Genomic DNA, 18,058 nt, shown 5'->3' with positions numbered 1-18,058 from the left:
CGGCGCGGCCCGCCGATCTCATTCCACGGAGCGAAAATGCGACAACTGCCAGCGTCCTGCTATCGTCTGCAACTGCGCGGCGGCATGGATTTCGAGGCGGCGACAGGCGTGCTGCCCTATCTTGGCGGGCTCGGTATAAGCCATCTCTACCTTTCGCCCGTCTTCGCCGCCCAGCCGGGGTCGAGCCACGGCTACGACGTCATCGACCCGACCGCGATCGACCCCGAACTCGGCGGGCGCGAGGGGTTCGGGCGGCTCGCCGCCGCCGCGCGCGCGCATGAGATCGGCATCGTGCTGGATATCGTGCCGAACCACATGGCCTTCACGCTGGACAATCCGTGGCTGCGCGACCTCCTGGCCAATGGCGACGCCAGCCGCTACCGCGCCCATTTCGACATCGCGCCGGACCGGCGGCTGATGCTGCCGATGCTGCAGGCGCCGTTCGAGGAGGTGTTGCGGGACGGCGGCATCGCGGTCGAGATGGACGAGGCGGGCGCGGTCCTCGTCCACGGGCCGCTGCGGGTGCCGCTCGACGCGCGCACCCTGCCGGAGACCCTGCCGCGGCCGGACGATCACGCGGCCATCCGGGCGCTGCACGACCGGCAGTTCTGGCGGCTCTGCCATTGGCGCGCCGAGCGCGACGCGATCACCCATCGGCGGTTCTTCAGCATCAGCGGGCTGATCGGCATGCGCATCGAGGATCGCGCGGTCTTCGAGGACACGCATCGCCTGATCTTCGATCTGTGCGACAGCGGCGCGGTGGACGGCCTGCGGGTCGATCACGTCGACGGGCTCGCCGATCCCGGCGAATACCTCGCGCGGCTGCGGGACCGGCTGCCCGAAACGCCGGTCTGGGTGGAAAAGATCATCGCGCCCGGCGAGTCGCTGCCAGACTGGCCGATTGCGGGGACGACCGGCTATGTCCTCGCCCGTGACCTAGCGCAGGTCCTGACCTCCGAAAGCGGCGCGCGCCGGATCGATGATTTCTACCGCCGCGTCACAGATCGGCGCGCCGCGTTCGGCGAGGTCGTGGAGCGTGCGAAACGCATGATGCTGGAAACTGAGCTCGCGGCCGAGCTGTGGCGGCTTCAGGCGATGGTAGCGAAGGCCGCCGCCGTCGACCCGGTGGCGTCGGAATACGGCCCCGAGACGTGGCGCCGCGCCATCATCGGGCTAATCACGCATCTGGACCGCTATCGCACCTATCTAGGTGGCGGCGCGGTGCGCCCCGAGGACGAGGCGGCGCTGCGCGAGGCCGCGTCTGCCGCGGCGGCGCAGGACGGCGGGCGGCGGGCGCTCGATTTCATCGTGGACCGGCTGCTCGACGTGGAGGCGGACGCGGACCTGCCTCGGCGGTTTCAGCAGGTCTCCGGCGCCGTCATGGCGAAGGGGCAGGAGGATACGGCGTTCTACCGGCACAACGCGCTCATCAGCGCGAACGAGGTCGGCGCCGAGCCGAGTATGCCGGCGATCGACGCCGCGCGTTTCCACGCGCAGATGCAGGCGCGCGCCCGCGACATGCCCCACGGGCTGAGCCTGACCTCCAGCCACGACACCAAGCGGTCCGAGGATGCGCGCGCCCGGATCATCGCGCTCAGCCACCACCCGGACGCGGCGGAAGCCTTGTTCGATGCGGCCTCGGATGTATCCGGGGCAGGGCGGGTCGACCCGAACCTGCGCTGGTACCTCGCGCAATCGCTCTGGGCGATGCTGCCGGGCGGCGAGGGGTCAGAGGCGCTGGAAACGCGCCTGTGCGATCACGCGACCAAGGCGATGCGCGAGGCCAAGGACGGCACGACATGGCAGGATCCGGACGCGGAGTATGAAGGCACGGTGCTGGACTACGCGCGCGCGCTCGTGCCCGCCTTCGACCCGCCCCCCGCCGAAACCGACCCGGCGGCGCGCACCGCCGCGCGGCTGTCGCTGGCGCAGTTGGCGCTGAAGCTGACCGTTCCGGGGATCCCGGACATCTACCAGGGTTGCGAGATCGGCAACTATCGCCTGACCGATCCCGACAACCGCGCGCCGGTGGATTTCGCGCGGCTTGCCGCGGCGCTGGAGGATGCCGGCACGCTGGCAAGCGGCGCGGACCGGCAAAAGTTCGATCTGACGCGCGGGCTTCTGATGCTGCGCCGCGATGACCCGGCGCTGTTCCGGGACGGCGATTACCGGCCCGATGACGACGCGCCGGGCGGCACGGTCGGGTTCCGCCGCGTCTTCGGCGACAGGGCGCTGCGCGTGCTGGTCGCGGCGCCGGCGCCGCTCGATGCGCGGGCGTTGGACCCGCGCGAGGGCGAGGCGCGCATCTGGCCGCCGCCCGACGCCGCGATATCCGACGCCGCCGCTGCGATCTTCCTGCGTAGATGACGCGGCGTTGAGTACGTGAGCGTACCGTCGCCCATGCACGCCTGCGGTTGTGGAACCGGGCGCCCTCACGAATTGTTACCCTCACGAACAGTCTGAAACATGCCCGTGCGGCATGTCAGCCAAGGGAACAAGCCATGCAGATTTTGCCGAACGCCTTCGGGGCGGATGAAGATGTTATGTCCGATTGTCCGGTCGTCCTACTGGCCGGGGGCAAGGGAACGCGCCTGCATGAACTGGCGCAGGAAGAATGCAAACCGGCGGTCCGGTTGGGCAACCACGCGCGGATCGTGGATTTCAGTCTCTGCAACGCGCGCAATTCCGGGTGCCGCCACATCATCGCGGCCACCCAGTATCAGCCGCGCACGCTGCATCGCCGGTTGACCCAGTTCTGGCGCCCCATCTTCGAGAGCAAGGGCGGCCGTGTCGAAGTGCGCTATGGCCCTGACGTAAATGGCCATCCCGACGGCTATGTCGGAACCGCGTCGGCCGTGACCGACAATATCGACCGGATCGATGCGCTCGCGCCGCGCGACGTGCTGATCCTCGCGGCGGATCACGTCTACCGGATGGATTACCGCGTCATGCTGCAGCGTCACCGCCGCTCTGACGCCGATCTCACCATCGCCGCCGCCGCCGTGCCGATCGACACCGCCAGCGCCTTCGGGATCATCGACGCGGATAAGGACGGCAAGATTACCGATTTCCTGGAGAAACCGGACGATCCGCCAGCCATGCGCGACGATCCATCGCGCGCCTTCGCCAGCATGGGGATCTACATCTTTCGCTGGAAGGCCCTGCGCGAGGCGCTGCTGCGCGACCGCGAGCGGGAGGATTCGCGGCATGATTTCGGCTTCGACGTCGTCCCGCCATTCGTCGACTCCGGGCGGGCCGTCGTGCACCAGCTGGACACGCCGGTGCAGGGCGTCCAGCCCTACTGGCGCGATGTCGGGACGCTCGACGCCTATCTCGACGCGCATCTCGATCTCGTCCACCGGGCGGAGGACAACGCGCGGCTCGACCGGGAGTGGCCGGTGCTGCCCGCGGCGCTCGGGGATTTCGCGCAACGCGCCGGTGCGGCGGGCGGCGAATGGGCGCCGCGGGGCGTCAGCGACGCCTATGTCGCCTCGCACAGCGTCATCGGGCGCGGCGCCTCCATCACCGGGTCGGCCGTCATGCAAGGCGCCGTGGTCGGGGCGGGCGCGCGGATCTCGCGATGCATCCTCGCGCCGGGCACGGTGATCGAACCGGGCATGGTGATCGGCGAGGACCCGCAGGAGGATGCGCGCTGGTTCCGGCGGACAGAGCGCGGTACGGTGCTGGTCACCCCGGCGATGCTGCTGGCGCGCCGCAACAACACGCCGCTATCGGCGGCGACGGCGGATCAGCGCGGGCTTGGCCGCACCGGCGCGCGCGAAGCGGCGGACGACCGGCCGAGCCTTGCAGGGCAAAGCCGCCACTGAGCAACGACCGCCGGAAAGGTGACGGATGCCGAATAAACGCGACCGCGCCGATAACCCCAGGGGCCCCGGACCGGGCGCCGCCGACGGTCGCGTGGCGGAACTCGAACGGATATCGATGCTGCACCAGGCGCGGCAGGCGGCGCGCGCCTACGGGGGCGCCGCGCGCATGTGGCGCCGCCCCTTCGCCGCCTCCCAGCCCCGCACGGCAAGCGCGGTCGCCCCGGTCTGGATCACCACTTACCCGGCCTCCGTCATCACGCGAGAGGGCGCGTCGGTGCTGGCCACGCTCGGCGATGCGACGCTCTGGCAGGCGCTGTCGTCCATCGGCATCCGCGCGATCCACACCGGCCCGACCAAGCGGGCGGGCGGTTACCGGGACGGGCGCTACACGCCCACCATCGACGGCAATTTCGACCGTATCGGCTTTGACGTCGATCCGGCCTTCGGCACGCGCGAGGAATACATCGCCCTGAGCGCGCAGGCCGCTGCGCACAACGCCGTGGCCATCGACGACGTGATCCCGTCGCATACCGGCAAGGGGCCGGATTTCCACCTCGCCTGCATGCGCCACGGCGACTATCCCGGCCTCTACCACATGATCGAAATCGCGCCGGACGACTGGGAAATGCTGCCCGACGTGCCGGAGGGGCGCCAATCGGTCAACCTGCCCCCCGCTACCGTCGATCTGCTGGCCGAACGGGAATACATCACAGGGCAGCTGCACCGCGTGATCTTCTTCGAGCCGGGCGTGAAGGAAACCGACTGGAGCGCGACCGCCCCGATCAAGGGGGTCGACGGGGAAACGCGCCGCTGGGTCTACCTGCACTACTTCAAGGAGGGGCAGCCGAGCCTCAACTGGCTCGACCCGTCCTTCGCCGCGCAGACGATGATCGTGGGCGACGCGCTGCATTCATTGGACCAATTGGGCGCGCGGGGGCTGAGGCTGGACGCCAACGGGTTCCTCGGGATCGAGCGGCGCGAGGACGGCACAGTCTGGTCGGAAAGCCACCCGCTGTCGGTCACCGGCAACAGTCTGCTGGGCGGGATCGTGCGCAAGGCCGGCGGCTTCACCTTCCAGGAACTGAACCTGACGGTGGACGACATCGCCGCGATGTCGGGGCATGGCGCGGACCTGTCCTATGACTTCATCACGCGGCCCGCCTATCATCACGCGCTGGTCACCGGCGACACCGAGTTCCTGCGCATGATGCTGCGGATGGTGCATGACTACGGCATCGACCCCGCGTCGCTGATCCACGCAATGCAGAACCACGACGAACTGACGCTGGAGCTGGTGCATTTCTGGACGCTGCACGCCAACGACGTCTTCGACCTGGGCGGGCAGACATGGCAGGGCCGCACGCTGCGCGACCATGTCCGCGAAACCATGTACGAGGCGATCAGCGGCCCGCGCGCGCCCTACAACCTGCGGTTCGTCACCAACGGCGTCGCCTGCACCACGGTCAGCCTCATCGCCGCCGCGCTGGGGCACGAGGATCTCGATGCGCTGGACTCCGCGCAGGTTGAGGAGATCCGGCGCGCGCACCTTCTGCTGGTGATGTACAACGCGTTCCAGCCCGGCGTCTTCGCGCTGTCCGGCTGGGACCTGGTGGGCGCGCTGCCGCTCGATCCGCAGGAGGTCGAGCACCTGATGGCCGATGGCGACACGCGCTGGATCGCGCGGGGGGCCTACGACCTGACCGACGCGGTGCCCGACGCGACCCATTCGGCCGACGGTCTGCCGCGGGCGCGGGCGCTCTACGGGCCGATCACGGCGCAACTGGATGACCCCGACAGTTTCGCCAGCCGGCTCCGGCGGCTACTGGCCGTGCGCGACGCGCACGGGATCGCGGCCAGCGAACAGGTGGCGATCCCCGATGTCGAGGCGCCCGGCCTGCTGGTGATGGTGCATGACCTGCCGGACCGGCGCGGGCTGCAGGTCACGGCGCTGAATTTCGGCCGCGAGCCGGTGGACGAGACGCTGACGCTGGACGTGCCGCGCCCCGGCCCGGTCGTCGACATGATCGCCGAAACTATCGAGGGCGAGGTCGGCGAGGACGGGCGCCTGCGCGTGCGGCTGGACCCGCTGGAGGGGCGTTCGCTGCGCATCGCCTACCCGTTGCCGGTCTGACGGCGTTGCAATTCACGGCCGGGGCGATCCTCTCATCCTCGGCGTCGGCGCTTCTGCCGGTGGCGTGAACGCGCTGGCGTCCCGGCTTGCGATCATCGACGACGGGCCGGCTCTCGCCGATCCATCCGCGCGTTGCGTCCCATCCTCGGTGTGACGGGGGGAACCGTCCGACGCTCTCCACCGTTGCGATTCCACCCCCGGCGCCGGCGGCGTCCGGGGTCTTGGCAACGCGGAGGAAGGGAAATGGACGATTCCGTCGTGGTCGTGACCGGCGCTTCCGCCGGAGTTGGCCGCGCGCTGGTGCGGGCGCTCGGGGCGCGCGGCGCGCGGGTCGCCCTCCTGGCGCGCGGGCCGGTCGGGCTCGAGGCCGCGGCCGCGGAGGTGCGCGACGCGGGCGGCGAGGCGCTGGTCCTGCCGACCGACGTGGCCGATGCGGACCAGGTCTTCGCCGCCGCCGATGCCGTGGTGGAACGCTGGGGGCGGATCGATCTCTGGATCAACAACGCCATGACGACGGTGTTTTCCCGCGCCTGGCAAGTCACGCCGGAAGAATTCCGGCGCGTGACCGAGGTGACATACCTGGGCCAGGTCAACGGCGCCCTGGCCGCGCTGCGCCAGATGCGGCAACAGGGGCGCGGGCGGATCCTTCAGGTCGGCTCCGCGCTTGCCTACCGCTCGGTACCGCTGCAATCGGCCTATTGCGGCGCCAAGGCGGCGGTGCGCGGGTTCACCGATTCCCTGCGGACGGAGCTGGAGCATGAAAACAGCGCAATCCGTCTGACGATGGTGCATCTTCCCGCCGTGAACACCCCGCAATTCGACTGGGCGCGCACGAAGATGGGCGCGGCGCCGCAGCCGGTGCCGCCGATCTACGCGCCGGCGGACGTGGCGCGACAAATCCTGCGCGCCGCCGATACCTGCCCGCGGGAGATGTGGATCGGGGCTCCTGCCGTCGAATCCATCCTCGGCACGCTGGCCGTCCCCGCGATCATGGACCGGATGATGGCCCGCGACGCCTGGGACAGCCAGATGGGCGAGGCGCTGGAAACCGGCGCGCGCCCCGACAACCTCTTTACCCCCGTCGATCGCGACATGGGCGCCGATGGCCGATTTGGATCGCGCACGCGCGGCGACGTCACCGCCTGGCCTGCGGGCGCCGTACGGCTCGGGCTTGCGGCGGCGGGCGTGGTGGGCGTGCTCGGCGCCGGCTGGCTGGTGGCGCAGGCGGCGAAGCGGGGGCGCGGGGCCTGAGGCGCTCAGCCCGCCGAGAGGGCGTAGCCCGCGCCGAACAGCACCCCGAACAGCACCTGCGCCGCCAGCGTCGTCACCGGCGTCGCATGGCCGTAGTTCAGCCCGAACGGGCCCGGCGGCTCCAGCCGGGTCAGCGCGGAGGGGCCATCGTAATGGGTCGCGATGTTCGGGTGAACGAAGGGCAGCAGCGGCAGGAACACGGTGACGAGGAAGACGCCATGCGCCAGCCCGATCAGCCCGCCGGCCCACCAGCTGCCGCCGCCGGTCATCTCCAGCACCAGCGCGTAGAGAACGGCAAAGACCCAGCCCCCCAGCAGGTAGGCGACATAGCCCAGCACCATCGCCCGCGCCCGCCGCATGGTGAAGAAGGCGCCGAAGAGGAACGGCAGGCTCATCCGCGAGAAGCCCAGCAGGCGCGACCCCTCCAGCACCGTCGCCATCGCGCCCGACGCGATCAGCCCCCAAAGCGTGATCGCGGGCCATGCCGCCATGATATCCTGCCAATGGTTCACATCTTTTCCTCCGGTTCGCGGCCCTCGATCTGCCGCGCCAGCGTCGCCGCCGCGCGGATCAGGCCGGCATGGGAAAACGCCTGCGGAAAATTGCCCAGCATCTCGCCCGTCTCGGGGTCGGTCTCCTCGGACATGAGGCCAAGGTCGTTGGCATTGTGCAACAGCTCCTCGATGCGCGCATGCGCCTTGTCCACGTCACCGCGCCGCGCGAGGTAGTCCGCCGCCCAGAACCCGCAGGCGGTGAACGTGCCTTCTGTCGAGTCGAACCCGTCCATCCCATCGGGATAGCGCCGGACCTGCGCGCCGTGGCCCAGCTCGCGCTCGATCCGCTCGAAGGTCGCCACCATCATCGGATCGTCTGCCGCGATCAACCCGATGCGCGGCAGCAGCAAGAGCGCGGCATCCAAGTAGTCGCGCCCATAGGCGCCGGTAAGCGTCGGCTGCGTCGGGCTGCGCCCATGCGCCAGGATGTTGGCGCGGATCGCATCACGCTCGCGCTTCAGGCGCTTCGTATCCAGGCGGAGGTGACCCATCTCGCAAAGTTGCAGCACCGAATCCAGGGCCGCCCAGCACATCGCCTTGGAATAGGTGTGATGGCGCCGCTCGTCGCGCATCTCCCACATGCCGTTGTCGGGCAGCGTCCAGCTTTGGCAGATCACGTCGGCAAATTCGCGCAACCGGCGGCGCTGCGTGAAATCGAGCGTGCCCCCCGACTTGACGTAAAGCAGCGCGGAATCAGCGATCTCGCCATAGACGTCCAGTTGCAACTGCCCCTGCGCACCGTTGCCGGTGCGCACCGGACCCGACCCGCGCCAACCTTCGAGCGCGTGGCGGACGCGTTCGGGGACCATGGTATGGCCGAAGACGTCATAAAGCACGTCAAGCCGCGGCGCGGTCAGTTGCGTGGCGTGGATCAGCCAGCGAAAGAACGCCTCGCCTTCGGTCTGGTAGCCAAGGTCGAGGAAACTGCCCAGGATGAACGAGGAATCCCGCAACCAGCAATAGCGATAATCCCAGTTGCGCGCGCCGCCCACCGCTTCGGGCAGGCTGGTGGTGGGGGCCGCCAGCACCGCGCCCGACTGGCTGAAGGTCAGCATGCGCAGCGTGATGAAGCTGCGAATGATCTCCTCCTCAAACGGGCCGTGATACGTGCATGTCGCGCAGAAGCCCCGCCACCAGTCCAGCGTCGCGTCCCGCGCCGCCTCGCAGCCCGCCAGCGGCGTCAGCACGCCGATATCGCTGCGGCAGAAGGACAGCGTGAGGTTGCGCCGCTCGCCCTCGGCAAGGCGGGTGCGCGCGTCCAGCGTGGCCTGCGCACTGCGTTCCAGCGGGACGTCGGATTGCAGCGCGAGGAAATCGCGTCCGTCGCTCATCGTCCAGAGGTTCGCGTTGCGGCGGTCCAGTCGCGGCAGCACCTCGCCGAAGGACGGGCGGGGGGTGACGTGCACAACAAGCTCGGGCGCGCCCTCGACCGCCTCGACCATGCGGACCAGCCGCCGGGCGGCCGCGACGTCGCGCTGGCGGCCGCCTTCGGGGATCGGCATGAAATCGGTGACGCGCAGCACGCCGTCGGCGGTTTCGTGCGTGGTCTCCAGCACCGGCGAGTGCGGCAGGTACCGGCGCGTCGTGCGCGCGTCTCGCCCCGGCCCGACGAAGAGACAGCCGCCCCGTTCCGCATCCAGCAGCTCGGCGAACAGCGCCTCGTCGTGCATGTCGGGCAGGCAGAGCCAGTCGATCGCCCCGTCGCGCGCCACCAACGCGGCGGCGTGTGTGTCGCCGATCAGGGCGTAGTCGGCGATCGGCGCATAGCGTGCGCGCCAGCCGTCCGTCGGCGCCGCGTCCTCAACCATGCGCGCGCTCCGGTTCATGCTGCGCGGCCAGGGCCCCGATCCGGTCGGCGATGCGCGCGGCGTTGGCCATGATCGTCATCGACGGATTGACCCCGCCCGCCGTCGGCATGAGCGAGCCATCGCAGATCCAGAGGTTCGGGATGTCCCATGTGCGCCCGTCGCTGTCGGTGACGCTGGTTTCGGGATCATCGCCCATCCGGCAGCCGCCCATCAGGTGCGCGGTGGCGCCTGTCTCCAGCAGGTCGCGGCCGCCCGCCGCCTTCAGCATCCGGCCCATGAAGTCGCGGGCATGGCGCTGCATCCGGCGATCATTGTCGCAATGGGAAAAGGCGACGCGCGCGCGCGGCAGGCCGAAATCGTCGCGCTCCTCCGCCAGCGTGACGCGGTTGCTGGCCTGCGGCATCGTCTCACCCACCATCTTGAGCCCCGCCATGCGGTTGTAGAGCGTCATCTGGCGGCGCAGGTCATGACCGAAGACGCCTTCGTTCGTGACCAGCGTCCGGGCGAAATCGGTCGGCAGCGGGCCTTGGGACATGAAGGAGTAGCCGCCGTCGAAATCCTTGTCGTCGGTGTAGTTCCAATGCTCGCAACAGGCCATGGAGGGCGGGCCCTTGTACCAGCGGATTTCCTCGTCCATCACGCCCCAGACGGCATCGTTCAGATGCGCCATCAGGTAGCGCCCCACAGTGCCCGACGAATTGGCGAGGCCGTGGGGATGTGCGCCATTGGCCGAATTGAGCAGCAGGCGCGGCGTTTCGATCGAGTAGCCCGCGCAGACCACGTTGCGCGCCCGCTGGAACCGCCATTGCCCGTCGCGGTGATACTCGACGCCGGTGGCGCGGCCGTTCTCGGTTTCGATCCGCCCCACCATCGCGGAATCGCGGATCTCCGCGCCCGCGTCCAGCGCGCGGGGGATGTAGGTGATCAGCACGCTCTGCTTGGCGTTGGTCGAACAGCCGATCTTGCACATGCCGCGATAGACGCAGGGCGGGGACTTGCCGCGCGGGGCGGAAACGGTCGCCAGCGGCGTCGGCGCCCAGGGCACGCCCATCGCCTCGGCCCCGCGCGCGAGCACCTGCCCGGCGGCGTTCACCTCGTGCGCGCGGTAGGGATAGCGCCGTTTCGGCCCCCACGGGTAGTTGGCGGGACCGGAGATGGCGCAGGCGCGTTCGACCTCGTCGTAGTAGCGCCACATCGTGCGCCAATCGACGGGCCAGTCGACGGCGTAGCCCAGCCGCGACCGCGCGGCGAACCAGTCGGGGCGGAACCGCAGAGCGACCATCTGGAAATGCACGGAGGAGCCGCCGACGGCGCGGCCGGAATTGTTCTGCCCGAACTCAAGCGGATCGTCGCCGCCGGAAATGCGCGGATCGAGCCAGTAGAGCTTTTCCTGCTCGCGCTCGTCCGAGGCGAAATCGCTGAGCGGCCGCCAGAAGGGGCCGGCGTCGAAGGCGACGACGGAAAATCCCGCCTCGGCCAGCTTGGCCGCCAGCACGCCGCCGCCGCAGCCGGCGCCGACGATGGCGAAATCCACCTCTTCGCGGTCGGGGAACTGGCGCATGGCGACGCTGCCGTCGCGACTGAAGACATCCGGCGCGCGGCCGTCCACCGCGCGCGGGCCGGGGCGGTCGGGGATTGTCACGGCGTATCCTCCCACGCGCCCGGCGGGGCCTCCCACGGGTCGGCGCGGCCCGGTTGCAGGCGCACGTAGCCGCGGGGGCTGGCCGGGCCGCCAAAGCCGATCTCGCTCTGCCCCGCCGGGTGGGAATAATAGATCGCGACGACCTCGGCCATGACGAGGTTGCGCAGGAAGCGGCGCGCCGGGAGCCCCTGCCAGTCGGCCCGCAGCCGCCCCGCGTCCACGTCGCGCAGCAGCGCCGCCCGCGCATCGGCGCCGAGTAATGCGAAATCCGCCGCCCCGCGCGCCCGCGCCTCGGCATCGAGCGCGGCGAGGCCGAGGCGCCAGGCTTCGGGCGGGGCGGGCATGTCCGCGCGGCGCGTGCCGTTGCCGCGCCCCTCGTGCAGCGTGGCGTCGATCCAGTTCGCGAGCGGCACCGGGTCGGCGCGGTCGTCCTGCGGCAGAACCGTGTCGCAAAGGGCCTCGACCGCCGGCCATTCCCCGGCGGTGAAGAACCGCCGCGCCGGCACCTCTTGCAGCCGCTTGCGCAGCACCTCGCGCGTGGCGTCGTTGAAGGACGGGCTGTCCCATTTCTCCAGCACGTTCCAGCCGGGATAGGGGCGGTGGACCGTCTCGCTCATGGCCGGTCCCCGATCAGGTCCAGCGCCGCGTCGCCCGCCAGCGCCAGCGCGGTGAAGCTCGACGGGGCGGGGACGGGCGGGCCGGCAAAGGCCGTCTGGCGCCAGTTGCCCCAGCCTCCCATGCCGCGGCTGACCCCGTAGACGTGGAAACCCGTGCCGACGATCCCCATCGCCGCCATCGCCCGCAGCGCTCCCCGCGTGATCCGGCGGGTGGCGGCGCGGCGGCGCAACGCCTGGTCCAGCAGCAGCGCGGCGGTGACCGGGGGCAGGGTGACGGGGATAAGCATCGCCGGGTTGTGCCACGCGCCGCGGTCGTGCAGCAGCGCCACCTCGCCGGTTTCCGCCAGTGTCCCCAGCGCGATGAACCCGCCCAGAAGCCGCCCGTCGCCGCGCGTGCGCGCGCCCTGCGCCAGCGCCAGCGCGCCGGTGACGGCCAGCCCGCCGGGCGCGCCGATGGGGGCGGCGTAGTAGAGGTTGTTCCGGCTGACCCCGCCGGGCCGCTTGAGGATGTTCCACGCATGGAACCCGAGGCCCGCCGCGCCGACCACGACGGCCGCCGCATGGATCGGCCATGTCCGGCGCGGGCGTCCCGCCGCCGCCACCGTCGTAAGCGTCGCCAGCGCCGGCGCGGCATACATCACCGGGTTGTGAAAGCCGCCGCGCGCGTGCTCCATGGCGCTGTCGGTGATCACGCTCGCGCCCAACGTCCGCGCCGCAAGCTGCGTCTTGCGCCGGGGGGACAGACGCCGGCGCCGCCTTGCGCGGATCGCGACGCCGCCCAGCAGCGCAAGGGCCGCCAGTCCCAACGCGGCGCTTCCGTAATCGCGGTGCGGGGTGTTGCGGGCGATGGTCCTCATGTCGTGATCCTGCGATCCGTCCGAAGGCAACTGTCGCCCAACGGATGGATGTGCGGTTTCGTTCCGAGGACGCCCCGGTGCGGAACATTCCCACGGAAGGTCGCGTTTGCCGGAAACAACTACCGGAGAGTTCCGATGAAGACGCTGGATTGCGCGCGGCGCGCGGACCTACCGAAGCCGCACCCCCATGTCGTCGTCCCCGGGCGGCGCGGCGCCGCGCATGGCGGCAACCCGCGCCGCCGGACCGCCGTTGAGACGGGGCTGGCGCTGCTGACCGGCGAATAGGAGGCTGTCCATGTCATCGCCGCCGGGACATGAACGCTGGTCCATCGCGGAGGGGTACATCCCCGAAACCGGCACCGGTCCGGAGCCGGAGATGACCAGCCACGAAACCGTCTGCATCCTGAACGCGGGCGAAGAGGACGCGAACGTCACGCTGACGCTCTACTTCGCCGACCGCGACCCGGCCGGGCCCTATCGGCTGACGGTCCCGGCGCGGCGCACGCTGCACCAGCGGTTCAACGACCTGGACGATCCCGAACGGGTGCCGCGCGGCGCCGATTACGCCTGCGTGCTCGAATCCGACAGGCCCGTCGTGGTGCAGCACACGCGGCTGGATTCGCGGCAGGCGGAAAACGCGTTGCTGACGACGATGGCCTCTCCGGGTTGATCGCGAACAGAGAAAGGACACGGAAAAATGGCTGACACGGTTGGAGATTTCATTCTGAAACGGCTGCATGAATGGGGGGTGCGGCGGATATATGGCTATCCCGGCGACGGCATCAACGGGCTAGTGGGCGCGCTGGGGCGCGACGACACCATCGACTTCGTCCAGACCCGGCACGAGGAAGAGGCCGCCTTCATGGCCTGCGCGCACGCCAAGTGGACCGGCGAGGTCGGCGTCTGCATGGCCACGTCGGGCCCCGGCGCGATCCACCTGCTGAACGGGCTCTACGACGCCAAGCTCGATCACCAACCGGTGCTGGCCATCGTCGGGCAACAGGCCCGCGCCGCGCTTGGCGGCAATTACCAGCAGGAGGTGGACCTGCAGGTGCTCTTCAAGGACGTGGCCAAGGATTACGTGCACACCTGCATGGCGCCCGCGCAGGCCCGCCACCTGATCGACCGCGGCATGCGCATCGCGATGGCCAAGCGGCTGCCGACGGCGCTGATCTTTCCCAACGACGTGCAGGAGGCCGACGCGGTCGAGGAGCCCGCGCACGCGCATGGCACGGTCCATTCCGGGGTCGGTTTCGCCGCCCCGCGCGTGGTCCCCGAACAGGCCGACCTGACCCGCGCGGCCGAGGTGCTGAACGCCGGCAAGAAGGTCGCGATCCTGGCCGGTGCGGGGGCGCTGAATGCTGCCGAGGAACTGACCCAGGCGGCCGACCTGCTGGGCGCGGGCGTGGCCAAGGCGCTGCTGGGCAAGGCGGTGCTGCCCGACGACCTGCCTTTCGTCACCGGGCAGATGGGCCTTCTGGGCACGGAGCCGTCGGACTGGATGATGCAGCATTGCGACACGCTCCTGATGATCGGATCGCGCTTTCCCTACTCGGAATTCCTGCCCAAGGAAGGCCGCGCCCGCGCCGTGCAGATCGACATTGACCCGGCCATGGAATCGATCCGCTACCCGATGGAGGTCAACCTCGTCGGCGACGCGGCCGCCACCCTGCGCGCGCTGATCCCGCACCTGAAGGCGCGCGGGGACAGCCGCTGGCGCGAGGATATCGAGAAGCGCGTCGCCAAGTGGTGGGACGGCGCCGAGGACCGCGCGCATCAGAAGGCCGACCCGATCAACCCCGAGCGGCTGTTCTGGGAAGCCTCGCCGCGCCTGCCCGACAACACCATCATCGCGGCCGATTCCGGAACGGCCGCGAACTGGTTCGCGCGCGCGATCAAGGTGCGGACGGGCATGAAGGCGTCGCTGTCCGGCACGCTGGCGACGATGTGCCCCGGCGTGCCCTACGCGACGGCGGCCAAGTTCTGCTTTCCTGAGCGGGCGGCGGTCGGTTTCGTCGGGGACGGCGCGATGCAGATGCTGGGGATCAACGGGCTCATCACCATTTCGAAATACTGGCGTGAATGGGCCGATCCGCGGCTGGTGATCGCGGTGCTGAACAACCACGACCTGAACCAGGTGACGTGGGAGTTGCGCGCGATGGGCGACAGCCCGAAGGTGCCCGAAACGCAGGACGTGCCGCCGTTCAACTACGCCGATTTCGCCGCTTCGCTGGGGCTGAACGGCATCCGGGTGGAAAGCCCCGATCAGATCGCCCCGGCCTGGGACGAGGCATTCGCCGCCGACCGGCCCACGGTGATAGACGCGCGCACCGATCCCGACGTGCCGACCCTGCCGCCGCATATCAGCATGAGCCAGGCCAAGAGCTATGCCAAGGCGCTGGCCGCGGGCGATCCCGACGCCGGCGGGATCCTGTGGCAGACGTTCAAGCGCGTTACGGGATAGCGCCGTGCGCGACGTGCCGACGCTGGGGGCGCCGCGCGTCACGGTGGCGCGCGTGCCGACCGACGCGCCGGAATCCGATGGCACGCTGCAGTGGGACACCACCACCATCGTGATGGTCGAGGTCGACGCCGGCGGGGCTGGGCCGTGCCTGCTCCCGCGCGCTCTGGATCAGTCCAGCGCCTCGGCGCCGAGGGCATCGCAGCCGGCGAGGTCCGAAACGCTGCAGGGCGGCAGCTCGCGCGCGATCTCGCGCAGCGCCGAACGCAGCCCTTCCTCGACCGTGGGGTGGTAGAAGGGCATGCGCAGCAGGTCATGCACCGTCAGTTCCCGGCCGATCGCCAGCGCGAGGAGATGCGCCAGGTGTTCGGCTGCCGGCGCCGCCATCTCCGCCCCGAGCAGGCGGCCGTCGCTGCGCCGCGCGTGGATCCGCAGCAGACCGCGATCCTTCAGCATCAGCCGCGCGCGGCCCTGGTTGGAAAAATCCACCTCGCCGACAAGGCATTCGTCCGGGTCCAGCTCATTCGCGCCCTGCCCCACGGACGCAACGCCCGGATCGCAGAAGACCACGTTCATCGGGGTGCGGCGCGAAAGTTCGACGGTCTCGCCCCCCGCGTTGAGCCCGGCGATATGCCCGTCATCGGCGCCTTCGTGCAGGATGGGTTCCATGCCGTTGGCGTCCCCGGCAAGCAGGACAGGCGTGTCGCCGATGCGCATCGTGTTCGGATCGACCTCGGGCATGCCATTGTCGTCGAGCGGCACGCCCAGCGTATCGAGGCCGAGATCGCCGACATTCGGCTTCCGCCCCACCGCGACGAGCACCGCATCGACCTCCACGCGGCCATCCTTCCAGCTGATTTCGGCGCCGTCATCCGCTTCGGCGACATCGACCTCCACGCCGAGATGAACGGTGAATTCCTTCTCCAGCGCGTCGCGCAGGGACCGGGCGATCCTGTCGTCGACGATGCCGGCCATGTGGTCGGACCCGTCAAAGCCGTGCACTTCGAGACCGAGCCGCGCCAGCGCCTGCGCCAGTTCGACCCCGACGGCGCCCAGCCCGATCACGCCGATCCTTCGCGGCAGATCCGTCGCCTCAAAGATCGTGTCGGTGGTGAGGATGCGGTCCCCGAGCGCCTGCCAGGGTTTCGGGACGACGGGGCTCGATCCCGGCGCAAGGACGATCTGGCGCGCCTCGATCTCGCGGTCCCCGACGATCAGCCGGTTCGGCCCGTCCAGACGCGCGCGCCCGTCGATCCGGCGCGCCCCGAGCTCGTCGGTCTTGTCCAGCACGCCCGCCACGAAATGATCCCGAAGCGCGCGCACCCGTTCCAGCACCGCCGGGATGTCGACGCGGAGGTGGTCGCCGCCGCTTATGCCGAATTCATCGAACCGGGTGCGCGCGTGGAACGCGTCCGCCGCCGCGATCAGCGCCTTGGAGGGCATGCAGCCCACGCGGGCGCATGTCGTGCCGTAGGGCGGTGAATTGACGAGGACGAAGTCGTCGGTCCGTTTACGCACCTCGCGCAGCGCGGCAAGCCCCGCCGTGCCGGCGCCCACGATTGCAACATCCACCCGTTCCGTCATCTTCCATCCTCCTGCCAAGGTCGCGGGGCGTCCCGCATCCTTGGAAAACGCGGGCCGGGCGGAAGGGTTCCGGCGGCCGCCCCGGGGCGGTCGTCCACACCGACGCGCCGCTTACGCGCTTTCGAGGAAGGCGATCAGCCGGCCCTCCCGCGCGCGCAGCCGGGCGAGCGATGGCGGCCGCAGCGCCCGGAGGCGGGCGGCGCGGTCGGCGTCGGACAGGTCGGCCAGCGCGATCACCTGCGGATGGATGTAGCTGCCGCGCGCGATGGCGGGCGTGTTATTCAGCCGGTCCGCCGCCGCGTCGGCCATGTCGGCGATGCGCAGCGGTCCCTCCTGCGCGGCGCGGGCAAAGGCGGCATGCGTCCCGTTCCATGTGCGGAACGTCTTGGCGGTGGCGCCTTCGCCGCAGATCTCGGCCAGCGCAGCGTTCACCTCGTCCGAGCGCAGCGCGCGCGGCGCGCCGTCCTCGTCGGTCCAGGCGATGAGGTCCGCGCCGGGCAGATCTTGGATCTTGTGCAGCGCGCGCTGCAGGCGCGGCCCGTGCAGGTGGCAACTGACGGGCGCGCCGCGCTTGCCCGGAAAGTCGAGCGTCACGCCGCCGGCGTCGAAGCGGACATGGCGATCCAGCAGCGTCGTCGCGCCGAAGCTGCCGTTCTCGCGGGCGTAATCCTCGTTGCCGATGCGCAGCGCGGCGCGATCCAGCAGCGCCAGCACCGCCGCCAGCGCCAGGTCGCGCGATCCCCTGGGCGCGCGCAGCCCGGCGGCGATGCGCCCGCGCAGGCGCGGCAGGCTGCGCCCGAAGGCGGCGAGGCCGTCATACTTGCGCTGCGCCCGCATCGCCGCCCAGTCCGCGTGATAGCGGTATTGCTTGCGCCCCTTCGCGTCGCGCCCCGTGGCCTGCAGGTGGCCCATCGGTTCGGGCGTGATCCAGACCGACGCATAGGCCGGGGGCACGGCGATGGCATTGATGCGGGCGCGTTCGGCCGCGTCGCGGATCAGCGCGCCGCCGGGGGCGTAATAGCTGAAGCCACGCCCCCGCCGACGCCGGGTGATGCCGGGGCGATCATCCGGGAAATAGACCAGCCGGGGCGACATCGCGGGTCAGTCGCTGTCATGCTCGGGCTTGCCCTTGCGCGGGGTCTCGGCCATCTCTTGGAGCTCGTCCTCGGTCATCGAGTCGTACATGTCGCGGGACGCGCCTTGCAGGTCGTCCACCTTGGTTTCGCCGCGCTTGGCCGCGAGCGCCGCGCCTGCGGCCTTCTGTTGGGATTTGGACTTCGCGGGCATGTCTGTCACCTTTCCTGTGAGGATTTGCCACGTATCGTC

15 protein-coding genes are annotated in these 18,058 nt (G+C 70.2%); 7 read left to right on the top strand and 8 right to left on the bottom strand.

Features of this window, described 5'->3' with window-relative positions; all coding sequences use genetic code 11:
* Nucleotides 1-36 precede the first annotated feature (36 nt).
* From treY to D6850_RS16825, 4 genes are all read left to right on the top strand, one after another.
* Nucleotides 37-2,367, top strand: coding sequence for a malto-oligosyltrehalose synthase (treY, locus tag D6850_RS16840; protein ID WP_121168779.1), 2,331 nt, complete (start codon nt 37-39; stop codon nt 2,365-2,367).
* 134 nt (nt 2,368-2,501) lie between these two features.
* Nucleotides 2,502-3,827, top strand: coding sequence for a sugar phosphate nucleotidyltransferase (locus D6850_RS16835; RefSeq protein WP_121168778.1), 1,326 nt, complete (start codon nt 2,502-2,504; stop codon nt 3,825-3,827).
* Between the two features lie 25 nt (nt 3,828-3,852).
* Nucleotides 3,853-5,958: a maltose alpha-D-glucosyltransferase gene (gene treS, locus D6850_RS16830; protein WP_121168777.1), complete on the top strand. Its 2,106-nt coding sequence runs from the start codon at nt 3,853-3,855 to the stop codon at nt 5,956-5,958.
* Nucleotides 5,959-6,201: 243 nt separating this feature from the next.
* Nucleotides 6,202-7,209 (top strand): SDR family oxidoreductase, encoded by a 1,008-nt coding sequence (locus D6850_RS16825; protein ID WP_121168776.1) that lies wholly within the window; start codon nt 6,202-6,204, stop codon nt 7,207-7,209.
* Between the two features lie 5 nt (nt 7,210-7,214).
* Here D6850_RS16825 and D6850_RS16820 read toward each other — a convergent pair whose 3' ends face one another.
* Genes D6850_RS16820 through D6850_RS16800 form a run of 5 tightly spaced genes read right to left on the bottom strand, consistent with a single transcriptional unit; the run spans nt 7,215 to nt 12,687 of the window.
* Nucleotides 7,215-7,721, bottom strand: a complete 507-nt coding sequence (locus D6850_RS16820) for a hypothetical protein (protein WP_206019309.1) — start codon at nt 7,719-7,721, stop codon at nt 7,215-7,217.
* A complete protein-coding gene (locus D6850_RS16815; protein ID WP_166434102.1) occupies nt 7,718-9,571 on the bottom strand; it encodes a glycoside hydrolase family 15 protein in 1,854 nt (617 codons plus the stop codon). The genes D6850_RS16820 and D6850_RS16815 overlap by 4 nt, the downstream gene beginning before the upstream one ends.
* Nucleotides 9,564-11,213, bottom strand: coding sequence for a GMC family oxidoreductase (locus tag D6850_RS16810; RefSeq protein WP_206019308.1), 1,650 nt, complete (start codon nt 11,211-11,213; stop codon nt 9,564-9,566). Before D6850_RS16810 ends, D6850_RS16815 begins: the two co-directional genes overlap by 8 nt.
* A complete protein-coding gene (locus D6850_RS16805) occupies nt 11,210-11,830 on the bottom strand; it encodes a gluconate 2-dehydrogenase subunit 3 family protein (protein WP_121168774.1) in 621 nt (206 codons plus the stop codon). The genes D6850_RS16810 and D6850_RS16805 overlap by 4 nt, the downstream gene beginning before the upstream one ends.
* Entirely contained in the window at nt 11,827-12,687 is an 861-nt protein-coding gene (locus D6850_RS16800) for a hypothetical protein (protein ID WP_147438917.1), read from the bottom strand. The genes D6850_RS16805 and D6850_RS16800 overlap by 4 nt, the downstream gene beginning before the upstream one ends.
* A 135-nt stretch (nt 12,688-12,822) precedes the next feature.
* Between D6850_RS16800 and D6850_RS19560 the strand changes: the two genes are divergently transcribed.
* The 3 genes from D6850_RS19560 to D6850_RS16790 are packed head-to-tail and all read left to right on the top strand — an operon-like array spanning nt 12,823 to nt 15,151.
* The gene (locus D6850_RS19560; protein WP_166434101.1) at nt 12,823-12,972 is read left to right on the top strand and encodes a hypothetical protein; all 150 of its coding nucleotides are present in this window, start codon (nt 12,823-12,825) and stop codon (nt 12,970-12,972) included.
* Between the two features lie 10 nt (nt 12,973-12,982).
* On the top strand, nt 12,983-13,357 hold the full coding sequence (locus tag D6850_RS16795) for a sensory rhodopsin transducer (RefSeq protein WP_121168772.1): 375 nt from the start codon (nt 12,983-12,985) through the stop codon (nt 13,355-13,357).
* A 27-nt stretch (nt 13,358-13,384) separates the two neighbouring features.
* On the top strand, nt 13,385-15,151 hold the full coding sequence (locus D6850_RS16790) for a thiamine pyrophosphate-requiring protein (RefSeq protein ID WP_121168771.1): 1,767 nt from the start codon (nt 13,385-13,387) through the stop codon (nt 15,149-15,151).
* Between the two features lie 168 nt (nt 15,152-15,319).
* Here the strand turns inward: D6850_RS16790 and D6850_RS16780 are convergent, their stop codons facing one another.
* From D6850_RS16780 to D6850_RS16770, 3 genes are all read right to left on the bottom strand, one after another.
* A complete protein-coding gene (locus D6850_RS16780) occupies nt 15,320-16,732 on the bottom strand; it encodes a dihydrolipoyl dehydrogenase (protein ID WP_121168770.1) in 1,413 nt (470 codons plus the stop codon).
* A 111-nt stretch (nt 16,733-16,843) separates the two neighbouring features.
* Complete coding sequence (locus D6850_RS16775) at nt 16,844-17,827, bottom strand: DNA topoisomerase IB (protein ID WP_121168769.1); 984 nt, start codon at nt 17,825-17,827, stop codon at nt 16,844-16,846.
* Between the two features lie 6 nt (nt 17,828-17,833).
* The gene (locus D6850_RS16770) at nt 17,834-18,019 is read right to left on the bottom strand and encodes a DUF3008 family protein (RefSeq protein WP_121168768.1); all 186 of its coding nucleotides are present in this window, start codon (nt 18,017-18,019) and stop codon (nt 17,834-17,836) included.
* Between the last annotated feature and the right edge of the window lie 39 nt (nt 18,020-18,058).

It is taken from the genome of Roseovarius spongiae (genome assembly GCF_003651245.1).
GTDB lineage: Bacteria > Pseudomonadota > Alphaproteobacteria > Rhodobacterales > Rhodobacteraceae > Roseovarius > Roseovarius spongiae.
This window is presented reverse-complemented; position numbering and strand designations above follow the sequence as displayed.